The sequence below is a fragment of the Pseudomonas sp. BC42 genome (genome assembly GCF_021560055.1).
Classification (GTDB): Bacteria; Pseudomonadota; Gammaproteobacteria; order Pseudomonadales; family Pseudomonadaceae; genus Aquipseudomonas.
Genome location: NZ_CP091067.1, coordinates 815,139 through 838,316, shown reverse-complemented (window position 1 = coordinate 838,316; position 23,178 = coordinate 815,139). Strand labels below are relative to the sequence as shown.

Annotated in this window: 23 protein-coding genes and 2 pseudogenes; 6 read left to right on the top strand and 19 right to left on the bottom strand. The window is 62.7% G+C overall.

Annotated elements, in window-relative coordinates; translation table 11 throughout:
* The gene (locus L1O02_RS03940) at positions 1-1,323 is read left to right on the top strand and encodes a lytic murein transglycosylase (RefSeq protein ID WP_108546168.1); all 1,323 of its coding nucleotides are present in this window, start codon (positions 1-3) and stop codon (positions 1,321-1,323) included.
* A gap of 39 nt (positions 1,324-1,362) precedes the next feature.
* Here L1O02_RS03940 and L1O02_RS03935 read toward each other — a convergent pair whose 3' ends face one another.
* The 13 genes and pseudogenes from L1O02_RS03935 to L1O02_RS03875 form a co-directional block, all read right to left on the bottom strand.
* Positions 1,363-2,310 (bottom strand): LD-carboxypeptidase, encoded by a 948-nt coding sequence (locus tag L1O02_RS03935; protein ID WP_108546167.1) that lies wholly within the window; start codon positions 2,308-2,310, stop codon positions 1,363-1,365.
* Between the two features lie 164 nt (positions 2,311-2,474).
* A complete protein-coding gene (gene lipA / locus L1O02_RS03930; protein ID WP_016964512.1) occupies positions 2,475-3,497 on the bottom strand; it encodes a lipoyl synthase in 1,023 nt (340 codons plus the stop codon).
* 1 nt (position 3,498) lies between these two features.
* Complete coding sequence (lipB, locus tag L1O02_RS03925) at positions 3,499-4,146, bottom strand: lipoyl(octanoyl) transferase LipB (protein WP_235759573.1); 648 nt, start codon at positions 4,144-4,146, stop codon at positions 3,499-3,501.
* Complete coding sequence (locus tag L1O02_RS03920) at positions 4,146-4,421, bottom strand: DUF493 domain-containing protein (RefSeq protein ID WP_011063665.1); 276 nt, start codon at positions 4,419-4,421, stop codon at positions 4,146-4,148. Before L1O02_RS03920 ends, lipB begins: the two co-directional genes overlap by 1 nt.
* Positions 4,422-4,502: 81 nt before the next feature.
* The gene (locus tag L1O02_RS03915) at positions 4,503-5,660 is read right to left on the bottom strand and encodes a D-alanyl-D-alanine carboxypeptidase family protein (protein WP_060841255.1); all 1,158 of its coding nucleotides are present in this window, start codon (positions 5,658-5,660) and stop codon (positions 4,503-4,505) included.
* A gap of 186 nt (positions 5,661-5,846) precedes the next feature.
* A complete protein-coding gene (locus L1O02_RS03910; protein ID WP_060844725.1) occupies positions 5,847-6,848 on the bottom strand; it encodes a septal ring lytic transglycosylase RlpA family protein in 1,002 nt (333 codons plus the stop codon).
* Entirely contained in the window at positions 6,848-7,858 is a 1,011-nt protein-coding gene (mltB, locus tag L1O02_RS03905; RefSeq protein WP_060841257.1) for a lytic murein transglycosylase B, read from the bottom strand. Before mltB ends, L1O02_RS03910 begins: the two co-directional genes overlap by 1 nt.
* Positions 7,859-7,875: 17 nt before the next feature.
* Positions 7,876-8,979: a rod shape-determining protein RodA gene (gene rodA / locus L1O02_RS03900; protein WP_047306242.1), complete on the bottom strand. Its 1,104-nt coding sequence runs from the start codon at positions 8,977-8,979 to the stop codon at positions 7,876-7,878.
* Positions 8,980-9,010: 31 nt separating this feature from the next.
* Entirely contained in the window at positions 9,011-10,906 is a 1,896-nt protein-coding gene (gene mrdA, locus L1O02_RS03895) for a penicillin-binding protein 2 (protein ID WP_060841258.1), read from the bottom strand.
* Between the two features lie 12 nt (positions 10,907-10,918).
* On the bottom strand, positions 10,919-11,386 hold the full coding sequence (rlmH, locus tag L1O02_RS03890; RefSeq protein ID WP_011063671.1) for a 23S rRNA (pseudouridine(1915)-N(3))-methyltransferase RlmH: 468 nt from the start codon (positions 11,384-11,386) through the stop codon (positions 10,919-10,921).
* 9 nt (positions 11,387-11,395) lie between these two features.
* Positions 11,396-11,800, bottom strand: a pseudogene (rsfS, locus tag L1O02_RS03885) (ribosome silencing factor); the annotation flags it as partial.
* 78 nt (positions 11,801-11,878) lie between these two features.
* On the bottom strand, positions 11,879-12,523 hold the full coding sequence (gene nadD, locus L1O02_RS03880; RefSeq protein WP_060844726.1) for a nicotinate-nucleotide adenylyltransferase: 645 nt from the start codon (positions 12,521-12,523) through the stop codon (positions 11,879-11,881).
* A complete protein-coding gene (locus tag L1O02_RS03875) occupies positions 12,523-13,788 on the bottom strand; it encodes a glutamate-5-semialdehyde dehydrogenase (protein WP_060844727.1) in 1,266 nt (421 codons plus the stop codon). Before L1O02_RS03875 ends, nadD begins: the two co-directional genes overlap by 1 nt.
* Before the next feature lie 175 nt (positions 13,789-13,963).
* Between L1O02_RS03875 and L1O02_RS03870 the strand changes: the two genes are divergently transcribed.
* Together L1O02_RS03870 and L1O02_RS03865 are read left to right on the top strand one after the other, a co-directional pair.
* Positions 13,964-14,650: a DNA-3-methyladenine glycosylase gene (locus L1O02_RS03870; protein ID WP_235759571.1), complete on the top strand. Its 687-nt coding sequence runs from the start codon at positions 13,964-13,966 to the stop codon at positions 14,648-14,650.
* Between the two features lie 48 nt (positions 14,651-14,698).
* Complete coding sequence (locus L1O02_RS03865) at positions 14,699-16,015, top strand: bifunctional DedA family/phosphatase PAP2 family protein (RefSeq protein WP_235759569.1); 1,317 nt, start codon at positions 14,699-14,701, stop codon at positions 16,013-16,015.
* Between the two features lie 36 nt (positions 16,016-16,051).
* Here the strand turns inward: L1O02_RS03865 and L1O02_RS03860 are convergent, their stop codons facing one another.
* From L1O02_RS03860 to L1O02_RS03850, 3 genes are read right to left on the bottom strand one after another with little or no spacing between them, the layout of a single operon-like run.
* Entirely contained in the window at positions 16,052-16,642 is a 591-nt protein-coding gene (locus L1O02_RS03860; protein WP_060841263.1) for an LON peptidase substrate-binding domain-containing protein, read from the bottom strand.
* 10 nt (positions 16,643-16,652) lie between these two features.
* Positions 16,653-17,369 carry an LrgB family protein gene (locus L1O02_RS03855; protein WP_060841264.1) on the bottom strand — a complete coding sequence of 239 codons (717 nt, stop codon included), beginning with the start codon at positions 17,367-17,369 and terminating at the stop codon, positions 16,653-16,655.
* The gene (locus L1O02_RS03850; RefSeq protein ID WP_060841265.1) at positions 17,366-17,728 is read right to left on the bottom strand and encodes a CidA/LrgA family protein; all 363 of its coding nucleotides are present in this window, start codon (positions 17,726-17,728) and stop codon (positions 17,366-17,368) included. Before L1O02_RS03850 ends, L1O02_RS03855 begins: the two co-directional genes overlap by 4 nt.
* Positions 17,729-17,906: 178 nt before the next feature.
* On the opposite strand from L1O02_RS03850, the gene L1O02_RS03845 reads away from it, so the two are divergent.
* From L1O02_RS03845 to L1O02_RS03835, 3 genes are all read left to right on the top strand, one after another.
* Positions 17,907-18,362, top strand: a complete 456-nt coding sequence (locus L1O02_RS03845) for a MaoC family dehydratase (protein WP_060841266.1) — start codon at positions 17,907-17,909, stop codon at positions 18,360-18,362.
* A 103-nt stretch (positions 18,363-18,465) separates the two neighbouring features.
* Positions 18,466-20,184 (top strand): C13 family peptidase, encoded by a 1,719-nt coding sequence (locus tag L1O02_RS03840; protein WP_060841267.1) that lies wholly within the window; start codon positions 18,466-18,468, stop codon positions 20,182-20,184.
* Between the two features lie 29 nt (positions 20,185-20,213).
* Positions 20,214-20,855 carry an oxidoreductase gene (locus L1O02_RS03835; protein WP_060842018.1) on the top strand — a complete coding sequence of 214 codons (642 nt, stop codon included), beginning with the start codon at positions 20,214-20,216 and terminating at the stop codon, positions 20,853-20,855.
* A gap of 61 nt (positions 20,856-20,916) precedes the next feature.
* On the opposite strand, the pseudogene L1O02_RS03830 reads toward L1O02_RS03835, so the two are convergent.
* The 3 genes and pseudogenes from L1O02_RS03830 to mpl all read right to left on the bottom strand — a co-directional run.
* Positions 20,917-21,201, bottom strand: a pseudogene (locus L1O02_RS03830) (YceK/YidQ family lipoprotein); the annotation flags it as partial.
* Complete coding sequence (gene ubiX, locus L1O02_RS03825; protein ID WP_016966094.1) at positions 21,194-21,826, bottom strand: flavin prenyltransferase UbiX; 633 nt, start codon at positions 21,824-21,826, stop codon at positions 21,194-21,196. The pseudogene L1O02_RS03830 and the gene ubiX, both read right to left, overlap by 8 nt.
* Positions 21,823-23,172 carry a UDP-N-acetylmuramate:L-alanyl-gamma-D-glutamyl-meso-diaminopimelate ligase gene (mpl, locus tag L1O02_RS03820; protein WP_060841269.1) on the bottom strand — a complete coding sequence of 450 codons (1,350 nt, stop codon included), beginning with the start codon at positions 23,170-23,172 and terminating at the stop codon, positions 21,823-21,825. The genes ubiX and mpl overlap by 4 nt, the downstream gene beginning before the upstream one ends.
* Positions 23,173-23,178 lie beyond the last annotated feature (6 nt).

Here is a 23,178-nt window from a genome sequence, read left to right as displayed (position 1 = left end):
ATGCCCTTTTGTCTTTCCCGTCGTTGGCACATGCGCCAACTGATCGCTGCCTCCAGCCTCGTTCTGCTCGTCGCCTGCGCGGAACAACCTACCGCCGCCGACGCCCAGCCGCTGCCCACCCTCCAGGCAGCCCCCCTCGCCGCACCCGCTACTGTCGCACCATTGACCGCCGACAATCTGGACATCCAGCCCGCACAGACCTTCGATGAATGGCTGAACGCATTCCGTACCGAAGCCCTGAACGCCGGCATTCGCGCCGACGTCTTCGACCGAGCCTTCGCCGGTGTCACCCCGGACATGAGCGTCATCAAGGCTGACCGCAGCCAGCCGGAGTTCACCCGCCCGGTCTGGGAATACCTGGATGGAGCCCTGTCTCCGGTCAGGGTACGCAAGGGCCAGGCCCTGCTGCTCCAGTACAGCGACATCCTGCAGCGGATCGAACAGCGCTATGGCGTGGATCGCCAGGCATTGGTGGCGGTCTGGGGCATGGAGAGCAATTTCGGCGACTTCCAGGGTAACAAGTCGGTGATCCGCTCCCTGGCCACCCTGGCTTATGAAGGACGCCGCCCGGCCTTCGCCAACAGCCAGTTGATTGCCGCCTTGCAGATCATCCAGCACGGCGACATCCAGCCAGAGAAGATGCTCGGCTCGTGGGCCGGCGCCATGGGCCAGACCCAGTTCATTCCCACCACCTACAACACCCACGCCGTGGACTTCGACGGCGACGGTCGCCGGGATATCTGGAACAGCCCGGCCGACGCTCTGGCCTCCACAGCCCATTACCTGCAGAGCTCAGGCTGGCAAAAAGGCCAGCCCTGGGGCGTTGAGGTCCAGCTCAAGAGCGGTTTCGACTACGCCCTGGCCGACGCCTCCACCCGCAAGACCGTGGCCGAGTGGCTGAGCCTGGGCATGACAACGAGCAACGGCAAGGCCCTGCCATACGGCTCCGAGCAATTGTCCGCTTCGTTGCTGTTGCCTGCGGGTTACCGAGGGCCGGCGTTCCTGATTCTGGATAACTTCCGGGCAGTGCTGAAATACAACAACTCATCGTCCTACGCCCTGGCAGTCAATCTGCTGTCCGAGCGGTTTGGCGGCGCTGGTCAGATCAACGGCAGTTGGCCCAAGGACGATCTTCCCCTGAGCCGCTCCGAACGCATCGAATTGCAGACCCTGCTCAGCACCCACCAATATGACGCCGGCAACCCCGACGGCATCATCGGTGCCAATACCCGCAAGGCCATTCGCAGTGCCCAGCAGGCACTGGGCTGGCCCGCAGATGGCTACCCAACCCACAAGCTGCTGGAAAGCCTGCGCAGCCGCTAGACACGCGTGTGCGAAGGAGCTGGCTCCTTCGCCAGCGCCTTACCTGAACACCACGTCCTGAGCCAGGGTCAACTCCCTGGCCCCTGCATCCAGCTTGACCAGCGCCCCCACCGGCAAGGTCAGGTTCGGATCGCAGTGACCGCTGCGCCATCCCGCCAGCACCGGAATCTGCAAGGGCTCGAAGACCTGCTTGAGCAACGCGCACAACGCGGTGAAATCCACACCGGCCACATCCCCGACCAGGACCCCGCGCACCCCCTCCAGCTTGCCGGCCAGACGCAAGTGATTGAGCAGGCGGTCGATGCGGTACAGCGGCTCGTTGACGTCTTCGATAAACAGAATGACGCCGCCGGTATTGATTTCGTAAGGCGTACCCAAGGTACTGGCAATCAGTGACAGGTTGCCGCCCACCAGCGGCCCTTGGGCGATACCCGGCTCCACCGTGGTCAAGGGAAAGGCTACCGGATGGGGCAGCAGGCTGCCGCTCTTGACCTGCCCTCTGAGCATATTGAAAAACGACGCCTCGGTTGGCGCCTGCTTGCCGCCCAGCAGGTCGGCATTGAGCATCGGCCCGTGAAAGCTGACAAAGCCCGCATAACGATTGATCGCCAGGTGCAAGGCGGTGATGTCGCTGTAGCCGACAAATGGCTTGGGATGGCGTCGCAGCAACTCGAAGTCGATCTTGTCCAGCAGGCGCGGACTGCCATAGCCCCCGCGCAGACACACAATGGCGTCGATTTCGCTATCGGCAAAAGCCCCGTGCAAGTCATCGAGACGGACCTGATCACTGCCTGCCAGGTAACCATCCTGTTGACCTACGCCAGGGAAGATCCGCAGCGTATAGCCCCTGGAACGCATCCATTGGCAGGCTTTTTCGGTATCCAGAGCTGCAGGACCGGCGGGGGCGATAAGGCCAATGACACCTTCCGCCGCCAATGCCGGCACCGGCAGATGAGCGTGAAGAGCAGCAGTGGGTTGGATGGGCATGCAGATTCTCCCTGTGTGAATTCACCCCAGCACAGTAGCCATGAATGCCACCAAACAGAAGAGGGGAAATCACCCACGGAGAATACAAGGGAGGCGCAGCGCAGAAGGCGTACCAAACAGCGGCAAAGCTGCCCGCAAGGCCTGGACCTTGCGGGCGGGGTATATCAGGAAACCAGGCCTTCTTTGGCCAGCTTCGCTTGTTCGTCGGCGTGATACGAGGAACGTACCAGCGGGCCGGAAGCGACGTTCTTGAAGCCCATCTTGTAACCCTCCTCGGCGAACCAGGCGAAGGTGTCCGGGTGCACGAAGCGTTGAACCGGCAGGTGGTTGCGCGACGGTTGCAGGTACTGGCCGAGGGTCAGCATATCGATGTCGTGCTCACGCATGCGCTTCATGACTTCGATGACTTCGTCGTCGGTTTCGCCCAGACCCAGCATCAGGCCGGACTTGGTCGGTACATGGGGTACCAGTTGCTTGAACTTCTGCAGCAGGGTCAGCGACCACTGGTAGTCCGAGCCCGGACGCGCTGCCTTGTACAGGCGCGGCACGGTTTCCAGGTTGTGGTTGAACACATCCGGCGGCGTGGCGGCGGTAATTTCCAGGGCGACGTCCATGCGACCGCGGTAGTCGGGAACCAGGGTTTCCAGCTGAACGTTCGGCGACAGTTTGCGAATCTCGCGAATGCAGTCGGCAAAGTGCTGGGCACCACCGTCACGCAGGTCATCACGGTCCACCGAGGTGATCACCACGTACTTCAGGCGCAGGTCGGCGATGGCCACCGCCAGGTTCATCGGCTCATCGACATCCAGAGGCTTCGGACGGCCATGGCCAACGTCACAGAACGGGCAGCGACGGGTGCAGATGTCACCCATGATCATGAAGGTCGCGGTACCGCCGGAGAAACATTCGCCCAGGTTCGGGCAGGACGCCTCTTCGCAGACGCTGTGCAGCTTGTGCTTGCGCAGCAGCTGCTTGATCCGGTCGACTTCCGGCGAGACTGGAATGCGTACACGAATCCAGTCAGGCTTCTTCGGCAGCTCGGTGGTCGGAATGATCTTCACCGGAATGCGCGCGACCTTTTCCGCACCGCGCAATTTGACGCCGGTTTCAACTTTCGGACGGGCCGCCCGCTCGGAAACATCCAGCGTCGGGATCAGGGTTTCAACAGCGTCTTGCGCAGTAGTCATATCAGTCGATTCCGCCCGTTAGGGTCGTCTGCTCAGCATAGTCGAGGTGTTTGACGAGCTGCGCACGCAGCCGGGCACTTACCTCGGCAAATTCAATCGGCCCTGCATGGTCGCTCAGTTGGGTCATCGCCAACCCGGCATAACCACAGGGGTTAATCCGTCGAAACGGCTGCAAATCCATGTCCACGTTCAAGGCCAGACCGTGAAAGGAGCATCCGTGCCGGATCCGCAGGCCCAGCGAGGCAATTTTCGCCCCGTCGACGTAGACCCCCGGTGCATCGGGCTTGGCCGCCGCCGGCACGCCATAGCTGGCCAGCAACTCCACCAGGCATTGCTCCATGCGACTGACCAGATCACGCACACCGAATCCCAGCCTGCGCACATCCAGCAGCAAGTAGGCCACCAACTGGCCCGGACCGTGATAAGTCACCTGTCCGCCGCGATCGGCCTGCACCACCGGAATATCTCCCGGCAGCAACAGATGCTCGGCCTTGCCCGCCTGGCCCTGGGTAAACACCGGAGGATGCTGCACCAGCCAGACTTCGTCTGCCGCGCTGGCGCCGCGTTCATTGGTAAAGCGCTGCATGGCCTGCCAGACCGGTTCGTAGGCCATCAGGCCAAGCTCACGAAAGCCCAGCGTTTGCGGCATCACAGCACCATGTGGACGACACCGGTAGCACGCAGGGCACTATTGATATCACGCAGTTGGTCTTCGCCGGTGGCGGTGATGTGCAGTTGTACCGTTGTGTACTTGCCGTTGCTGCTTTGACGCTCGGCCAGGGACTTGATGTCCAGCTTCGCGTACTTGGCAAGGATCTCGATCACGGTGTCCTTGAAGCCGACAACCGTGTCACCGATCACCTTGATCGGGTAGTCATCGACGGGAAATTCAATCTTGTGCGACTTAACGTCAGTGTCTGTCATGGCAGTAACGGCCTCGTAAGCCGTGGCGACGGACATGACCCCCGCTCCACTTCGGAGCGAGGGCCACGCAGGTCGACAATATCAGTTGAACAAACCGTAGAAGAATAGGCGGATGCTATCCCACATGCGGCGGAAGATACCACCTTCGTCGACCGCTTCCAGAGCGATCAGGTCGGCGCTGTGCACCACCTTATCGTCCAGCTTCACTTCGACTTTACCAATCACGTCGCCCTTGGCGATCGGCGCAACCAGATGCGGGTTCATGGTCATGCTGGCAGCGAGCTTTTTCAGCTGGCCTTTAGGCATGGTCATGGTCAGATCTTCGGCCAGACCGGCCTTGACCTGATGAGTGGTGCCTTTCCAGACCTGGGCCTGGGCCAGCTCGGTGCCCTTCTGGTAGAAGGTCTGGGTTTCGAAGAAGCGGAAGCCATAGGTCAGCAGCTTCTGGGTTTCGGCGGCGCGCGCCTGCTCGCTGTTGGTGCCGAACACCACGGCGATCAGACGCATGCCATCACGCACGGCCGAAGACACCATGCAGTAGCCGGCCTCGTCAGTGTGGCCGGTTTTCAGACCGTCGACGGTCTTGTCGCGCCACAGCAACAGGTTACGGTTGGGCTGCTTGATACCGTTCCAGAAGAACTCTTTCTGCGAGTAGATGGCGTAGTGGGCCGGGTCTTCGTGGATGATCGCCCGCGCCAGCAGCGCCATGTCGTGAGCCGACGAATAGTGCTCGGGATTCGGCAGACCGGTAGGGTTCATGAAGTGGCTGTTGCTCATGCCCAGGTCGGCCGCCGTCTTGTTCATCATGTCGGCGAACGCGTCCTCGCTGCCGGCAATGTGCTCGGAAACCGCGACACTGGCATCGTTACCCGACTGGATGATGATCCCGTGCAGCAGGTCGCTGACGGTGACCTGCGATCCCACCTTGATGAACATCCGCGAACCGCCGGTACGCCAGGCGTTTTCGCTGACGGTCACCGGGTCGTTCTCACCGATCTGACCGCGACGGATCTCCAGGGTCGCGATGTAGGCAGTCATCAGCTTGGTCAGGCTGGCTGGCGGCAGGCGCTGGTCACCATTGTTCTCCACCAGCACGTTACCGCTGCTGGCGTCCATGAGCACATAGGATTTGGCGGCCAGTTGCGGTGGCGACGGCATCGCTTCGACCGCCCAGGCGGCGGGCGTGATGATCAGCGGGACAAGCAGGCACAGGCGTTTGGCAAAGGTGGTGATGTTCATCCGTCTCTCGAAGTTGCTAATGGAAACTTGCCCCGGAGGGCAAAACTATTTCAGACAGCCTTCTGACGAGCTGTCGCGTATGCAGTTGTTCACTCACTGACCCTTGCCGGGCTTTTGTTGTTCGACGAGCCAACAACCAGGGTCCCCCCCCCAATACCGCGAGCGGACCTTCAATCTTCAATGTTCCTACTCGGCGGTGACCACACTGGGCTGACCCAGATTAGCCAAGCGCACGCTGTTCTGCGCTTGCTGGGCCTCACCCGGCGTGCCGAATGGCCCCAGGCGAACCCGGTGCAGCGTCTGCTGGTTGCGCACGATCGAGCTGATGAACACCGGAGCGCTCACCATGCTGCTCAATTTCGACCTCAACAGCTCGGCAGCATCGGGGTTAGCGAAGGCGCCCACCTGCAAATACTGGCCTGAGGCAGCTGCAGGAGTGTTTTTCACTTGTACCGGAACCACTGCGGCCGCGTGTTGCTGAGGCGGCGGGGTCCATTGCTCGACAGTACCGGTGGAAGCCGTGACCACCGGCGCGCTATTTTGCGCCACTTGCGGCTCGTTGAGCATCAACGGCGCCGGACGGCCACGCTGAGCCCACCATTGCTGCGGATCGATGCCCTCGACCTTGACCCGGGCGGTGCCGGTTTCGGCATAGCCGAGTTTCTTCGCCGCCGCGTAGGACAAGTCGATGATGCGGTCGGAATAGAACGGACCGCGGTCGTTGACCCGCAGGATCACGCTGCGGTTGTTGTCCAGGTTGGTGACCCTTACGTAACTGGGCAATGGCAGGGTCTTGTGTGCGGCACTCATGCCATACAGGTCATAGACCTCGCCATTGGCAGTGTTCTGGCCATGGAACTTGGTGCCGTACCAGGACGCCGTGCCGGAAGCCACGTAGTTCTTCGACTCCTGGATCGGGAAGTAGGTCTTGCCCAGTACCGTATACGGATTGGCCTTGTACGGGCCGGTATGCAGGGTCGGAGTCGCATCGGGGATCCGCGAAACGTCGACATCCCACCAGGGCGCGCCATCCTTGTGGGCACGGTTGACGTCCAGCCCAGGCATGGAACGCACGGCATTCGAGGATTTCTGCTGCGGCGAGCGGCTCGTCGAGCAACTGACCACCAGCAAGGACAACGTGGCAAAAGCCAGCAGCTTCAGGGGTTTGCGGATTGGCATTGCCAGCATTACTTGACGCCCCGTGCTTGGACCAGCTGTTCAGACAACTGATGTACGGCCATGGCATACATCACGCTGCGGTTATAGCGAGTGATCGCGTAAAAATTCTTCAGGCCCATCCAGTATTCCGGGCCATTGTCACCTTCCAGGCGGAAAGCGGTGACCGGCATATCATCGCGCAGCGCATCATGACTCGACCAGCCCAGGGCTCGCAACTCCCCCACCGTCTTGGTCGGTTCGATGCCCGTGGTCAGGCCCTCGTCCACGCGATCGCCACGCACATCGGCGCGACTGACCACCGGTTCGCCGGCGACCCAGCCATGGCGCTTGAAGTAACTGGCCACACTGCCAATGGCATCGTCCGGGTTGGTCCAGATATTGATGTGCCCATCTCCGTCAAAATCCACCGCATAGGCGCGGAAACTGCTGGGCATGAACTGCGGCAGCCCCATGGCCCCGGCGTAGGACCCCTTGAGGCTCAGCGGATCGAGCTGCTCTTCGCGGGCCAGCAGCAGGAACTCGCGCAGTTCCTTGCGGAAGAACTCGGCCCGCGGCGGATAATCGAAACCCAGGGTCGATAAGGCATCGATTACACGGTAATTCCCGGTATTGCGGCCAAAAAACGTTTCAACGCCAATGATCGACACTATGACCTGGGCCGGCACGCCGTATTCCTGCTCGGCGCGGGCCAGGACCGCCTCATGCTGACGCCAGAAATCCACCCCGCGGGCAATGCGCGCGTCGGTGATGAACATCGGCCGGTATTCCTTCCATTGCTTGACCCGCTCGGCAGGCCGCGAAATGGCGTCAAGAATCGACTGCTTGCGCTCGGCCTCGCGGAACACGCCCATCAGCTGTTCCCCGGCAAAGCCATAGTCCCGAGTCATTTCGCCGACGAATTCGGCCACTTGCGGCGAACCTTCGTAATCACCGGCGAACGCGGTTTGCGCTGCACCCAGGATGCTTACCAGACCGACCCACGGCGCTTGCCGAGCGGCCCAGCCACGCATTGCTTGCATTGAATTCTTCACCTTAATCAAACCTGCGCGATCCACTTGCGATGGGTATGGATCGACATCAAAACCCCAAACGCTGACAGTAGTGTCACCAGCGAAGTTCCTCCGTAGCTAATGAACGGCAACGGCACTCCCACCACCGGCAACAAGCCACTGACCATACCGATGTTGACGAAAACGTAAACAAAAAACGTCATGGTCAGGCTGCCTGCGAGCAACTTGCCGAACAGCGTCTGCGCCTGGGCGGTGATCACCAGCCCGCGCCCGATCAACAGCAGATAGATCAAAAGCAGCGCACAGATGCCCACCAGGCCGAACTCCTCGCCCATGACCGCAATAATGAAGTCGGTGTGGCTCTCAGGCAAAAAGTCCAGGTGCGACTGGGTGCCCAGCAACCAGCCCTTGCCGAAAACCCCACCGGAACCGATCGCCGCCTTGGACTGGATGATGTTCCAGCCAGTACCCAGGGGATCGCTTTCAGGGTCGAGGAAAGTCAGGATCCGCTGCTTCTGGTAGTCATGCATGATGAAGAACCACATGGCGATCGCCACTGGCACCGCGGCCGCCAGCACGCTGAGGATCCAGCGCCAGCGCAGGCCGCCCATGAACAGTACGAAAGTGCCACCGGCCAGGATCAGCAAGGCCGTCCCCAGGTCCGGCTGGCGCACGATCAGGATGAACGGAATGCCGATCAGGATCAGGCTGATCCCCACATGCTTGAGATGCGGCGGCAGCGTGCGCTTGGACAGGTACCAGGCGATGGTCGCCGGCATGATGATCTTCATGAACTCCGACGGCTGGAAGCGGATCACCCCGGGAATGTTGATCCAGCGGGTCGCCCCCATGGCGTTGTGGCCCATGACGTCCACCACCACCAGCAACACCACCCCGAACACATAAGCCAGGGGCACCCAGCGCGCCATGAAACGCGGCTCGAACTGGGCGATGACAATCATCGATACCAGGCCGATGCCAAAGGACGTGGCCTGCTTGGCCAACAGGTCCCAGCTCTTGCCGCTGGCCGAATACAACACGAACAGGCTGCCGGCGGCCAGCGTCAGCAGCAGCACCAGCAAGGGGCCATCGATATGCAGGCGCTGCAGCAGCGTCGCGCGGCGACGCATCACATCCTCGCTGGAGAGGATGCGGTCAAAATTACTCTTCACGGGCCGTAGCCTCCGCGCTGATAGGGCTGGCGAACTCAGGCTTGAGCTGGCCGTCCTGGCCGAGAAGCCAGGCATCCATCACCTGACGCACCACCGGAGCGGCAACACCGGACCCCGACTCACCGTTCTCGACCATGACCGAGACCACGATTTTCGGGTTTTCCGCCGGGGCGAAACCGACAAACAGGGCGTGGTCGCGGTGCCGCTCCTGAACCTTGGAGCGGTCGTACTTCTCACCCTGCTTGATGGCCACCACCTGGGCCGTACCACTCTTGCCGGCAATGCGATACGGCGATCCGATTGCCGCCTTGCGCGCCGTGCCCCGGGCACCGTGCATCACCTGCTGCATGCCGTGATTGACCTTCAGCCAATCCGAGGGATCACGCAGGACGATGTCCGGCATCGGGTTGTGATCCACCGGCTTCTCGCCTTCGATGGTCTTGGCCAGGTGCGGCCGGTTCCACTTGCCCTTGCTGGCGACCAGCGCAGTGGCCTGGGCCAACTGCAGCGGCGTGGACTGCATGTAGCCCTGGCCGATCCCGAGAATCAGGGTTTCCCCCGGGAACCAGGCCTGACGCCGGGTGGCACGCTTCCATTCACGGGTCGGCATCAGCCCCGGGGACTCCTCGAACATATCCAGGGAGACCTTCTGGCCAATCCCGAACTTGCTCAGGTAGGCCGAGAGCCGATCGATGCCCAGCTTGTGGGCCAGGTCGTAGAAATAGGTGTCATTGGACCGCATGATCGCGGTATCCAGGTCGACATAACCGTCACCGGTACGGTTCCAGTTACGGTACTTGTGATCGTAGTTGGGCAACTGGTAGTAACCCGGGTCGTAGACGCGGGACGCCGCCGTCACCACCCCGGCATCCAGCCCGGCAATCGCCACCGCGGGCTTGATGGTCGAGCCCGGTGGATACAGGCCGCGCAGCACCCGGTTGAACAGTGGCCGGTCGATCGAATCACGCAACTCGGCATAGGCCTTGAAGCTGATGCCGGTCACGAACAGATTGGGATCGAAGCTCGGCTGGCTGACCATCGCCAGCACTTCACCGGTGTTCGGATCCAGCGCGACCACCGCACCACGGCGCCCGCCGAGGGCCAGTTCCGCAGCCTCCTGCAGCTTGATGTCCAGACTCAGGACAATGTCCTTGCCGGGAATCGGATCGGTGCGTTTGAGCACCCGCAGCACCCGCCCACGAGCGTTGGTTTCCACCTCTTCGTAGCCGACCTGGCCGTGCAGTTCCGGCTCGTAGAAACGCTCGATGCCGGTCTTGCCGATGTGGTGGGTGCCGCTGTAGTTCACCGGGTCCAGGGACTTCAGCTCTTTCTCGTTGATCCGCCCCATGTAGCCCACGGAATGCGCAAAGTGCGCGCCCTGAGGGTAATGCCGGACCAGCTGGGCTACCACTTCCACCCCGGGCAGACGGAACTGGTTCACCGCGATTCGGGCGATCTGCTCTTCGGTCAGCTCGAACAGGATCGGCACCGGCTCGAAGGGACGCCGCCCCTGCTTCATGCGCTTTTCGAACAGCACTCGATCTTCCGGAGTCAGCTCCAGCACCTCGACGATCACATCGAGGACCTTCTGCCAGTCACCGGAACGCTCCCGGGTCATGCTCAGACTGAAGCTGGGCCGGTTGTCAGCCACCACCACGCCGTTGCGGTCAAAAATCAGCCCGCGAGTCGGAGGAATCGGCTGCACATGCACCCGATTGTTCTCCGAAAGCGTGGAGTGATAGTCGTACTGGATCACCTGCAGGTAATACAGCCGGGCAATCAGCACGCCAATCAGGCAGATCACCATAATGGCGCCGAACACGACCCGGCCACGCACCAGACGGGCGTCTTTTTCGTGGTCCTTGATACGGATCGGCTGGGACATTAGGGGCGCGGGCTACTTGTGGTAAGGGTGCCCGGACAGCACGGTCCAGGCGCGATACAGCTGTTCACCGATGAGAATCCGCACCAGCGGGTGCGGCAGGGTCAGCGGCGACAGCGACCAGCGCTGATCGGCCCGCGCACAAACCTCCGGCGCCAGCCCTTCCGGGCCGCCGACCATGAAATTCACCGTGCGCGAATCGAGGCGCCAGCGATCCAGTTCCACCGCCAGTTGCTCGGTGCTCCAGGGCTTGCCATGCACCTCAAGGGTAACGATGCGCTCGTTATGCCCGACCTTGGCCAGCATGGCCTCGCCTTCCTGACGGATAAAGCGAGCCACGTCGGCGTTCTTGCCCCGGGTATTAAGCGGAATTTCCACCAGTTCCAGCGCCAGCTCGGAGGGCAGACGCTTGGCATATTCGTGCCAACCCTCTTCCACCCACTTGGGCATGCGTGAACCGACAGCGATCAGACGCAGGCGCACAGCCGTCCCTTATTGCTGGTCTTTGTTGAGCTTGGTGAAGTGCTCGTGGCCATGCTCCGGGCTGTGGTGCTTGCCATCGGCCGCGCGGCTCTGCTCGGCGCCCTGCCACAGGCGTTCCAGGTCGTAGAACTGGCGCGCCGAGGCGGTCATCATGTGCACGATCACGTCGTCCAGGTCCAGCAGCACCCAGTCACTGTCGCCCTTGCCTTCCTCACCCAGTGGACGCACGCCCTGGGCCTTGACCATTTCGCGGACCTTTTCCAGCATCGCGCCGATCTGGCGGTTGGAAGTACCGGTGGCGATGATCATGTAGTCGGTGATGCTCTGCTTGTCGCGAACATCGATCACCAGGACGTCCTGGGCCTTGACGTCTTCCAGCGCGGCGACAGCCACCTTGACCAGATCTTCGCCTTTCATTACTTGGTTAGTCATATAAAACTCGTTCAGCTCGTATGTTTGGAGCGCCGCTCAGCACAGGCCGGCAGCGTTCCTTCAGTTCGGCGCACGGTAAAGTCCGTGAGCATCGATATAGGCCAGGACCGCGTCAGGCACCAGGAAACGTACCGACTTACCGCTGGCCAGCAGTTGACGGATCTGGGTGGCGGACACCGCAAGCGGCGTCTGCCAGACGAATGCAATGTGTCCCCCCGACCCTTGCAGGGCCAGTGGGTCGCTCACCGAGCGCGCCGCCAACAGGTTGCGCAAGGCATCCGGCGGCTCGCTGTCGGCATCCGGGCGTTGCAGCACCAGGATGTGGCAATGCTGGAGAAGTTCTTCCCAGCGATGCCAGGTGGGCAGGCCGCAAAACGCGTCCCAGCCCAGTAACAGAAACAACTGGTCATCCGCGGCCAACTCGGCCCGCATCTGTTCCAGGGTGTCGATGGTGTAGGACGGTTTGTCCCGCTTCAGCTCACGGTCGTCCACCACCAGGGGGGAAACGCCCGCCACCGCACATTCGACCATCGCCAGACGATCGAGCGCCGACACCTGCGGTGTATCCCGATGCGGCGGCCTGGCACTGGGGGCCAGACGCAGCTCATCGAGTTGCAGGGATTCCGCCACCTCCAGTGCGCCACGCAAGTGGCCGATATGCACTGGATCGAAGGTGCCGCCCAGCAGACCGATACGTTTGCCCATCAAGTGCGCACGTGACCGTCGCCGAAGACTACGTATTTCTCGCTAGTCAGGCCTTCCAGGCCCACCGGGCCGCGGGCATGCAGCTTGTCGGTGGAGATGCCGATCTCCGCGCCCAGGCCGTACTCGAAGCCGTCGGCAAAACGCGTCGAGGCGTTGACCATGACCGAACTGGAATCCACTTCGTTGAGGAAGCGCCGGGCATCACTGAAGTTCTCGGTGACGATCGAGTCGGTATGGTGCGAGCCATAGGTATTGATGTGCTCGATGGCCTGCTCCAGGTTGTCCAGCACCCGGATCGAGAGGATCGGCGCGGTGTACTCGGTGCGCCAGTCTTCTTCGGTCGCTTGCAGCACGTCGGCCCCCAGGATCGCGCGGGTTTGCTCGCAGCCGCGCAGTTCGACGCCCTTGTCGCGATAGATCGCGGCCAGCGGCGGCAATACACGCTCGGCAATGGCGGCGTGAACCAGCAGGGTTTCCATGGTGTTGCACGGGGCGTAGCGCTGGGTCTTGGCGTTGTCGGCAATGCGAATCGCCTTGTCCAGGTCCGCCGCCACATCGATATACACGTGGCAGACGCCGTCCAGGTGCTTGATCACCGGCACCTTGGCATCGCGGCTGACCCGCTCGATCAGGCTCTTGCCACCACGGGGCACGATCACGTCGACGAATTCGGGCATGGTGATCAGCGCCCCCACCGCGGCGCGGTCGGTGGTTTCCACCACCTGCACCACGTGGGGCGGCAAGTCGGCCGCCGCCAGGCCCTGCTGAATGCAGGTGGCGATGGCACGGTTGGAATGGATTGCCTCGGAACCGCCACGCAGGATGGTGGCGTTACCGGACTTCAGGCACAGGCTGGCAGCATCGATGGTCACGTTCGGACGCGATTCGTAGATGATGCCGATCACCCCCAGGGGCACGCGCATCTTGCCCACCTGAATGCCCGAAGGCAGGTAGCGCATGTCGCGGATTTCACCGATGGGGTCAGGCAGCTTGGCCACCTGACGCAGGCCTTCGATCATCTCGTCGATACGCGCGGGCGTCAGCGCCAGACGATCCAGCAGTGCCGGCTCCAGACCATTGGCCCGGCCGTTGGCCAGGTCCTGCTCGTTGGCTGCGGTCAGCTCCGGTCGCGCGGCGTCCAAGGCATCGGCAGCCGCCAGCAGCGCACGATTCTTCTGCGCGGTGGTGGCACGGGCGATCACCCGGGAAGCTTGGCGGGCAGCGCGACCCAAACGGGTCATGTAGTCAAGAACGGACTCAGTCATGGTCTGGTGTGGTCTTGGCAAAGAGGAAAGCGGCTGATTATAGCTGTCGCGCCCGTTCACGGACAGCGGTCACGGGCGGATGGTCGAAATGGAGTGTAAATACTCGTGCTTCAGCCTGAATTAAGCCTGGAGTTGTTACCATTGCGTCACTTTTTTCGCCATAACCCTCGCCGCCATGCCCATTCCAACCACCGTGCAGCCGCCCAAAGCCTTGCCTGACGGCTTTTTCGACCGTGATGCACAGTTGCTCGCCCGTGAACTGCTGGGCAAAGTCATCCGCCACAAGGTCGGCGAACTCTGGTTGTCCGCGCGCATTATCGAAACCGAAGCCTATTACTGCGAGGAAAAAGGCAGTCACGCCTCCCTCGGCTACACAGAAAAACGTAAGGCTTTGTTTCTAGATGGCGGCCACATCTATATGTACTACGCCCGTGGCGGCGACTCGCTGAACTTCAGCGCCCAGGGCCCCGGCAACGCGGTGCTGATCAAATCCGGCTACCCCTGGGTCGACCCGCTCTCCGGCCCTGCCAGCCTGGCGCAGATGCAACTGAACAACCCGGACGCCAGCGGTCATCCGCGCCCGGCGCAAAAGCTCTGCGCCGGCCAGACCCTGCTGTGCAAGGCCATGGGCCTCAAAGTCCCGAATTGGGATGCAAAACGTTTCGATCATGAAATCCTGTTCGTCGAGGACGTCGGCAGCATTGTGCCGCGCATCATCCAGACCACGCGCCTGGGCATTCCCCATGGCCGTGACGAACACCTGATGTACCGTTTCGTCGATGCCGCCTTCGCCCCCTACTGCACTCGGAACCCGCTGCGACGCGGTCAGGTCGAAGGGCGCGACTACCTGATCCTCGGCTGAAGCAACGGCATCCGCCTCCCCGCCGCCAACCACAATGGAGTTGAATTTATGGGCCCATGGCTCGACAGCGTGACTGCCTGGCTGACCACCCACCCGCAATGGCTGGCCGCCGCTGTGTTCATCGTCGCCTGCGTGGAATGCCTGGCCATTGCCGGCCTGATTGTCCCGGGCACGGTGCTGCTGTTCGCGATTGCCGTGCTGGCCGGCAACGGCGCGCTGTCACTGGGGGAAACCCTGCTGCTGGGCCTGTTCGGCGGCCTGCTTGGGGACCTGGTGTCCTACCTGCTGGGACGCCACTTTCATCAGAGCATCCGCCGCCTGCCGGGCCTGCGGCAGCACCCGGAATGGATCAATGGCGCCGAGAACTACTTCCAGCGCTACGGTATCGCCAGCCTGTTGGTGGGACGCTTCATCGGTCCTCTGCGCCCCATGCTCCCCATGGTGGCAGGCATGTTCGACATGCCCTTCCCGCGCTTCATAGCCGTCAGCCTGCTGGCCGCGGCGGGCTGGTCCGTGGCTTACCTGCTGCCAGGCTGGGCCACCGGTGCGGCGATCCGCCTGCCACTGCCCGAAGGTTTCTGGCCACAAGCCGGTGTCGTCGCCGGCAGCCTGGCACTGCTGATCGGCTTGAGCATCACCAGCAGCCTGCGGCGCCACCACCGTGCGACCCTGCTGATGTCCGGCACCAGCCTGCTGGTCCTGGCGGGACTGTTCATCGGCTATCCCTATCTCACGGCATTCGACCAGGGGCTGATCGCGCTGGTGCAGGAACACCGGGACCCGGCCCTGGACAAGATCATGGTGATGATCACTCAGGTCGGCGAGTTTCGCGCCATGTTCATCACCAGCGCCGTGCTGACCTTGCTGCTTCTGGCTCTGCGGCAATGGCGCCACGCGGTATTCGCTGGGGCGACCCTGATGTGCACCGCCCTGGCCAATACCGGCAGCAAATGGTTTTTCGCCCGCCTGCGGCCTGAAGTCCTGAGCGATCCGCTCACCAGCTACAGCATGCCCAGCGGCCACGCCTCGGGCTCCTTTGCGCTGTTCCTGACCCTGGCGGTATTGGCCGGACGCGGCCAGCCGCCCAGGATGCGCCTGACCTGGCTACTGCTGGGTTGCCTGCCGGCGGCCTCGATTGCCCTGTCGCGGGTGTACCTGGGGGCTCACTGGCCCAGCGACATCCTCGCCGGTGCGATGCTGGCGACCTGCGTCTGTGCCGCCAGCCTGACCCTGATTCAATGGCAGGCCCCGCTCAGGCCGATGCCGGCCAGGGCCTGGTGGATAGTGCTGCCGGTGATGCTGCTGATGTGCGGCTTCATGGCCACCCGGCACCTGCCCCACGCGCTGTTGCGCTACGCCTATTGACGAATCGGCGCGCCACCTGCCGCGACCGGTGCCGGCTCAGGCGAACAGCTCGCCCTGCAGCTCGTCCAGCAATTGCTGGATGGCATCGAGCCGCTGCTGCGGATCATCCAGTTGCAGCAGGTCGATCTTGTCCTGCTCGGAGAAGGGCAGCAGGTAGGCCAGTTGATTGGCCAGGGACAATTGCCCCTCGGCCTCGCTGCCCATGTCCAGCGCCTCCACCATCGGATGCTCGGCCAAGGCCTTGAGCAGGGCGATCAGGTCGGCGTCCTCCTCCTTCAGCGGCTGCTCGCTGGCCTCTTGCAGCCACTGGACCTGGGCCACGGTCAATTGATCCTTCTGCACTTCACTGCTGAGCACGCGAAAACGCCGGCCACCCTTGACCCTGATGCCCAGCAATCCATTGTCCTGCTGGTGGAAATCGGTGATCAGCGCCTCACAGCCCACCAGGGCATAGCCGGGCGCTGCAGGGCCGACCTCCTCGCCCTCCAGAATGCACACCACCCCGAAACCGCAGCCCTGCTTCATGCAACGGCCGATCATGTCCAGGTAGCGCGCCTCGAAAATCTGCAGATCGAGGATACAGTCGGGAAACAACACGGTATTCAGGGGAAACAGTGCCAGGCTCATACACCCATCCTTAAACCAGCAAAGACACCGCCAACGGCAGCAACACCGCCGTGGCCACGCCCATCAGACTCATCGCCAGCGCCGCAAAGGCGCCGCACTCCTCACTTTCCTGCAACGCCACCGAAGTGCCCACGGCGTGGGCGGTCATGCCCAGCGCCATGCCCCGCGCCTCGGGACCATGCACCCCCAGGCGATCGAGAATGGCCGGGCCGAAGATCGCCCCGATCACCCCGGTGATCAACACGAACACCGCCGCCAATGCCGCCACCCCGCCGATCTGTTCGGCCACCAGCATGGCGATGGGCGAAGTCACCGACTTGGGCGCCATGGTCATGAGGATCATGTGCTCGGCGCCGAACCACCATCCCAGCGCCACCCCCAGACTGGTGGCCAGCAGCCCACCCACCACCAGCGTAGTGAAGATTGGCCAGAACAATTGACGAATGCGCCGCAGGTTGAGGTACAGCGGTACCGCCAGGGCCACTGTGGCCGGGCCCAGCAGAATGCTCAGGATCTCGGTGCTCTTGCGGTACTCGGCGTAACTCAGGCCACAGCCGAGCAACACACCGATCACCAGCAGCATGGAGACCAGCACCGGCTGCAGGAACATCCAGCGAGTCTTCTCGAAAGCCGCGAGCACCAGTTGATAGGCCCCCAGCGTGATGCCGATGCCGAACAGGGGATGATGAATCACGGCTGCCCAGGCCCCTTGCCAATCGAAGGTCATTGGCGGTCCTCCCGGCGAGCCTGGCGCTTGACCAGGCGCTGCATCAGCACGCCGACAAAGGCCATGGAGATGACCAGCGACAACACCAGCGCGCCACTGATGGCCCAGAAGTCCGCGGCGATATCCCGGGCATAGACCATCACCCCCACGGCAGGCGGCACCAGCAGCAGCGGCAGATAACGCAGCAGGCTGCTGGCCGCCTGGCTCAACGGCTCTCCCACTTCACCGCGCAGCACCAGGAACACCAGGAGCAGCAACAGGCCAATGATGGGTCCGGGCAGCACGGGCAACAGCAGATGATTGAGCGCCGTGCCAAGCAATTGGAACAGCACCAGCCATGTCAAACCGCGTAACAACATACCGCCTCTCCAGCCAGATCCCGTCGCGCATTATAAGCACGCAGGCGCTATGAACCGGCATTCGCCAAAAGCATGGATGTTTACCGGGAAGGATCGCCATGATGATCTAAAGTGGATATTTCGGAGCGCAAAGTACTGCGCCCAATACTAAAAAAACGTTGATCCAAGGAGAGTCTCAATGCCCCATGTTCCTGTTGCAGAGCTCAAAGATTATGTCGGGAAGGAACTCGGACGCTCCCCGTGGTTCACCATCGACCAGGAGCGAATCAACCTGTTTGCCGAAGCCACCGGCGACTTCCAGTTCATTCACGTCGATCCGGTCAAGGCGGCAAAGACCCCGTTTGGCACCACCATCGCCCACGGCTTCCTGACCCTGTCGCTGATCCCCAAACTGATGGAAGACATCCTCGTGCTGCCCGAAGGCCTGAAGATGGTGGTCAACTACGGCCTGGACAGCGTGCGCTTCATCCAGCCGGTGAAAGTCGACTCCAAGGTACGGCTCAAGGTCGAACTGACCGAGGTCACCGAAAAAAAGCCAGGCCAATGGCTGCTCAAGGCCACCGCCACCCTGGAGATCGAGGGCGAGGAAAAACCCGCCTACATCGCCGAGCCCCTGTCGCTCTGCTTCGTCTGAAACGCTCCTGATGCGAAACAGCTCACGCTGTTTCGCTCAACCTCTCTATATATAAGTCACACCGCTGCGGCATACTCGGTCCCCTAATTATCCGGAACCCGTTATGCGCCCACTTGTACCCCTGGTTTTGACCCTTTTGCTCAGCGCTTGCGGAGACGGTGAATCCCTGTTGCCGCCCGACGCCCGACTGCCGGACGGCGGACGCTATCGTGGCGACCTGGTCAATGGACTGCTCCAGGGACAGGGACGTATCGACTACCCCAACGGCAGCTGGTACGCCGGCCAGTTCGACAAGGGCCAATGGCACGGCCAGGGGGAATGGCACGGCAGCAATGGCGAGGTCTATCGCGGCCAGTTCCAGCAGGGCCTGTTCCATGGCCAAGGCACCCTGACCACCAAGGACAGCAGCTACAGCGGCGGCTTCAAGCTCGGCCGCCGGGACGGCGAAGGCACCCTCAAAGAAAACGGCATGACCTATCGCGGCGAATTCAAGGCCGACCTGTACTCAGGCCTGGGTCGCCTGGAGCTGGAAGACGGCAGCCAGTATCAGGGGCAGTTCGCCAAGGGCAAACCCAATGGCGAGGGCCAGCGCAGCGATGGCAACGGCAACCAGTTCACCGGCCACTTCGTCAACGGCCAGCTGGAAGGCAACGGCACCTTCAACAGCGCCGAGGGCGACATCTACGTCGGCGGCTTCAAACACAATCAGCTCAATGGCAAGGGCCGTTACGAAAACTCCGACGGCGACGTGTGGATCGGCCAATTCAAGGAAGGCGCCCTGGGCGGCAAGGGCGAGTTGATCGGTGCCGACGGCAGCCACTATATCGGCGGCTTCAGCGACTGGCGCTTCAGCGGCGAGGGACGCCTCAACCTCAGTGACGGCAGCTTCTACATTGGCGGCTTCGACAGCGACAACTATCAAGGCCGTGGCGTGCTGGTGCTGCGCGATGGCAGCGTGCAAAGCGGCGTGTGGAACAACGGCCTGCGGGTTCGTGATGCCGACGGCAAGCTCTTGCCCGACCCGCTGGAAAGCGCCCTGCTGGTCCAGGGCCACTTGCTGCAAAAAGCCCTGGACGAGGTGCCCGCCTCCACCCCAGGCATCAAGCTCTACAGCCTGACCCTGGCCGGCGACGGCAAGCAGAGCGTGTTCCTGCGCGAAGCCGACTACGTCAGCAACATGCTCGCCAGCCGCTTCGGCGCCTATGGCCAGATCCGCCTGGTGAACCACCGCGACCACCTGACGAGCAGGCCGATGGCCACCCGGGAAAACCTGCGCCGCGCCGCCCAGACCCTGGCCGAACGCAGCAGCCCCGAGGACCTGGTGTTCATCTACCTCACCAGTCACGGCACCAGCGAACACGAACTGGTGCTGGATCAACCCCGCCTGGAGCTGGCGGACCTGCCCGCCGACGAGCTGGCCAGCGTCCTGGCCCCCTTGAAAAATCGCGACAAGATCATCGTCATCTCGTCCTGCTATTCCGGCGGCTTCATCCCCGCGCTGAAGGATGAGCGAACCCTGATCATGACCGCCTCCCAAGCCGACCGGGTCTCCTTCGGCTGTTCGGAAGAAGCCGACTTCACCTATTTCGGCGACGCGCTGTTCGCCCAGGCGCTGAACCAGACGGACGATCTGGAGCATGCCTTCAAACTGGCCAGGGCCACCGTCGCCGAGCGCGAACAGGCAGATGGCTTCGAGGCGTCGGAACCCCAAATCTGGGCCCCCAAGGGGGTCATCGCCCACTGGCAACAACTGCGTAAACAGCAGGCACGAAAAGCGCTGCAAAGTGTCTCTATAGGCAGCAAGGAAGCACAGAGCAACTAAGCTGGAACCGTATCAAGGGGGGAATGACCATGTACTTGACGCCTCAGCACATCCTGCTCGCCGGCGCCTCAGGCCTGACCGGAGAGCAACTACTCGACCGCCTGCTCAACGAGCCCACCGTGGTTCGCGTCCTGGCACCCAGCAGACGCCCGTTAAGCGAGCACCCTCGCCTGGAAAACCCCGTTGGCGATCCGGCAGTGGTCCTGCCGCAATTGAGCGGCAAGGTGGAGATCGCCTTTTGCTGCCTGGGCACCACCATCAAGCAGGCCGGCTCCGAAGCGGCCTTCCGCGCGGTGGACCTGGATCTGGTGGTGGCCTTCGGCAAGCGCGCCCGGGAACTCGGGGCACGGCACCTGATAGTGATCAGTGCGCTGGGCGCCGATCCCAAGTCGTCGATTTTCTACAGCCGGGTCAAAGGTGAAATGGAAGAAGCCCTGAAACAGCAGGGCTGGCCACAACTGACCATTTGCCGGCCGTCATTGCTGCTGGGGGATCGTATCGAGCCGCGCCTGGGCGAGCAGTTGGCCGGGCCGCTGTCTCGACTGATCCCCGGGAAATACCGCGGCATCGAAGCCTGCCAGCTGGCCCGGGCCATGTGGCGCCTGGCGCTTGAAGAGCAGAACGGCACGCGGGTCGTCGAATCCGACGAGCTGCGCAAGCTGGGTAAATGAATCATTGCCGGCAAGCCGCTCCCGCACACGCCTGTGGGATCCGGCTTGCCACCGAGGCGTACAACCCGCCCGTCGCCTGAAACCCCACCCCCAACACCGTCAGCACTGACAACGGCAGCAGCAGGGTATCGAGCACAGCGCTGGCCGGCAGATCCACCCCCGGATAGCTCGGTGCCTCGGCGCCAAAGCGGTCCATGGCGCAGCAGCCTCCCTGCATCGCATACAGGTCCAGGCGCGTCCCCGAATACACCACCGGCGCGCCCGGTTGCGCGGCGTTCAAGGTCCGCACCGTGGCGCATCCCGCCAGTTGCAGGACAGCCAGCAGGATCAACAGGGATTTATTCATCGCTGCTCAAATGATGCTCGCCCCAGCGCGGCAACATGTCCTGGGGAATGTTCAGCAGATTGAGAATCCGCGCCACCACGAAATCCACCAGGTCATCGATGGTCTGCGGCTGGTGATAGAAGCCCGGCGAGGCCGGCAGGATGGTCACCCCCATGTTGGACAGCTTGAGCATGTGCTCCAGATGAATACTGGAATACGGCGCCTCGCGCGGCACCAGGATCAACTGCCGGCGCTCCTTGAGGGTGACGTCCGCCGCGCGTTCGATCAGGTTATTGCAGGCCCCGGTGGCAATCGCCGACAAGGTGCCGGTGGAACAGGGCACCACCACCATCGCCGCCGGCGAGCCGGAACCCGAGGCCACCGGCGACATCCAGTCTTCCTTGCCGTAAACCCGGATCTGCCCCGCCGCCGCACCGGTGTACTCGGTGAGGAAGGCCTGCATCAACTGCGGCTTGGGTGGCAGGCTGACGTCGGTTTCCGTGGCCATCACCAGTTGCGCGGCCTTGGAGATCAGGAAGTGCACTTCCCGATCCTCGCGCACCAGACAATCGAGCAGGCGCAAACCGTACTGGGCGCCGGAGGCACCGGTCATGGCCAGGGTGATGCGTTCCGGGCCGTTGCTCATTGCAGTGCCTCGGCCAGTTTGCCGTGCAGGCCGCCGAAGCCGCCGTTGCTCATGATCACCACCTGAGTGCCCGGCTTGGCCTGGCTTTTCACCCGTTCGATGATGCCCTCCAGGGAGTCGCTGACAATCGACGGCACCGTACACAAGGCCGCCGTGGCCGCCAGGTCCCAGCCCAGGTTGGCCGGCGCATACCAGATCACCTGATCGGCCTGATTGACGCTCTCCGGCAGGCCGTCACGATGCGCGCCGAGCTTCATGGAATTGGAGCGCGGCTCGATGATGGCGATCACCGGGGCATCGCCGACCCGCTTGCGCAGGCCGTCCAGGGTGGTGGCAATGGCCGTCGGGTGGTGGGCGAAGTCGTCGTAGATGGTCACGCCGTGCACCTGCGCGACCTTCTCCATGCGCCGCTTCACGCTCTTGAACGCACTCAGGCCGGCAATGCCCATGGACGGCACCACGCCGACATGACGCGCGGCGGCCAGGGTGGCCAGGGCGTTGGCCACGTTGTGCTGCCCGGTCAGCTCCCACTCCACCACGCCCTGGCTCACCCCCTCGAACATCACTTCAAAGGCCGAACCGTCGGCACTGAGCAACTTGACCTGCCACTGGCCACCGGCACCCGTGGTCTGCACCGGGGTCCAGCAGCCCATCTCGATCACCCGCTGCAAGGCCGGTTCGGTGGTGGGATGAATCACCAGGCCTTCGCTGGGGATGGTCCGCACCAGATGGTGGAACTGCCGCTCGATGGCCGCCAGGTCGGGAAAGATGTCCGCGTGATCGAACTCAAGGTTATTGAGGATCGCCGTGCGCGGGCGGTAATGGACGAACTTCGAGCGCTTGTCGAAGAAAGCGCTGTCGTATTCATCGGCCTCGATCACGAAGAACGGTGTGCCGCCCAGGCGCGCCGACACCGCGAAGTTCTGCGGCACGCCGCCGATCAGGAAGCCCGGGCTCATGCCGGCATGCTCCAGCACCCAGGCCAGCATGCTGCTGGTGGTGGTCTTGCCGTGGGTGCCGGCCACTGCCAGCACCCAGCGCCCTTGCAGCACGTGATCCGCCAGCCACTGCGGGCCGGACACGTAGGGCAGGCCCTTGTTCAGTACATATTCCACCGCCGGATTGCCCCGGGACATGGCATTGCCGATCACCACCAGATCCGGCGCCGGATCCAGTTGCGCAGGATCATAGCCTTGAGTCAGTTCGATGCCCTGGGCCTGCAACTGGGTGCTCATCGGCGGATAGACGTTGGCGTCGGAGCCCGTTACGCGATGGCCCAGCTCTTTGGCCAGAACCGCCATCGACCCCATGAAAGTGCCGCAGATACCGAGAATATGGATGTGCATAGTCGA

Bases quoted from the DNA above. Each gene is read 5' to 3' on its own strand.
- L1O02_RS03920 (WP_011063665.1), bottom strand. From the start codon at position 4,421: ATGACAGACACTGACGTTAAGTCGCACAAGATTGAATTTCCCGTCGAT.
- L1O02_RS03875 (WP_060844727.1), bottom strand. From the start codon at position 13,788: ATGACTGAGTCCGTTCTTGACTACATGACCCGTTTGGGTCGCGCTGCC.
- rodA (WP_047306242.1), bottom strand. From the start codon at position 8,979: ATGCGTCGCCGCGCGACGCTGCTGCAGCGCCTGCATATCGATGGCCCC.
- mltB (WP_060841257.1), bottom strand. From the start codon at position 7,858: ATGCAAGCAATGCGTGGCTGGGCCGCTCGGCAAGCGCCGTGGGTCGGT.
- lipB (WP_235759573.1), bottom strand. From the start codon at position 4,146: ATGCCGCAAACGCTGGGCTTTCGTGAGCTTGGCCTGATGGCCTACGAA.
- mrdA (WP_060841258.1), bottom strand. From the start codon at position 10,906: ATGTCCCAGCCGATCCGTATCAAGGACCACGAAAAAGACGCCCGTCTG.
- L1O02_RS03855 (WP_060841264.1), bottom strand. From the start codon at position 17,369: ATGACCTTCGATTGGCAAGGGGCCTGGGCAGCCGTGATTCATCATCCC.
- L1O02_RS03910 (WP_060844725.1), bottom strand. From the start codon at position 6,848: ATGCTGGCAATGCCAATCCGCAAACCCCTGAAGCTGCTGGCTTTTGCC.
- L1O02_RS03935 (WP_108546167.1), bottom strand. From the start codon at position 2,310: ATGCCCATCCAACCCACTGCTGCTCTTCACGCTCATCTGCCGGTGCCG.
- L1O02_RS03850 (WP_060841265.1), bottom strand. From the start codon at position 17,728: ATGTTGTTACGCGGTTTGACATGGCTGGTGCTGTTCCAATTGCTTGGC.
- L1O02_RS03840 (WP_060841267.1), top strand. From the start codon at position 18,466: ATGCGCCCACTTGTACCCCTGGTTTTGACCCTTTTGCTCAGCGCTTGC.
- mpl (WP_060841269.1), bottom strand. From the start codon at position 23,172: ATGCACATCCATATTCTCGGTATCTGCGGCACTTTCATGGGGTCGATG.
- lipA (WP_016964512.1), bottom strand. From the start codon at position 3,497: ATGACTACTGCGCAAGACGCTGTTGAAACCCTGATCCCGACGCTGGAT.
- ubiX (WP_016966094.1), bottom strand. From the start codon at position 21,826: ATGAGCAACGGCCCGGAACGCATCACCCTGGCCATGACCGGTGCCTCC.
- nadD (WP_060844726.1), bottom strand. From the start codon at position 12,523: ATGGGCAAACGTATCGGTCTGCTGGGCGGCACCTTCGATCCAGTGCAT.
- L1O02_RS03940 (WP_108546168.1), top strand. From the start codon at position 1: ATGCCCTTTTGTCTTTCCCGTCGTTGGCACATGCGCCAACTGATCGCT.
- L1O02_RS03865 (WP_235759569.1), top strand. From the start codon at position 14,699: ATGGGCCCATGGCTCGACAGCGTGACTGCCTGGCTGACCACCCACCCG.
- L1O02_RS03835 (WP_060842018.1), top strand. From the start codon at position 20,214: ATGTACTTGACGCCTCAGCACATCCTGCTCGCCGGCGCCTCAGGCCTG.
- L1O02_RS03860 (WP_060841263.1), bottom strand. From the start codon at position 16,642: ATGAGCCTGGCACTGTTTCCCCTGAATACCGTGTTGTTTCCCGACTGT.
- L1O02_RS03845 (WP_060841266.1), top strand. From the start codon at position 17,907: ATGCCCCATGTTCCTGTTGCAGAGCTCAAAGATTATGTCGGGAAGGAA.
- L1O02_RS03915 (WP_060841255.1), bottom strand. From the start codon at position 5,660: ATGAACATCACCACCTTTGCCAAACGCCTGTGCCTGCTTGTCCCGCTG.
- L1O02_RS03870 (WP_235759571.1), top strand. From the start codon at position 13,964: ATGCCCATTCCAACCACCGTGCAGCCGCCCAAAGCCTTGCCTGACGGC.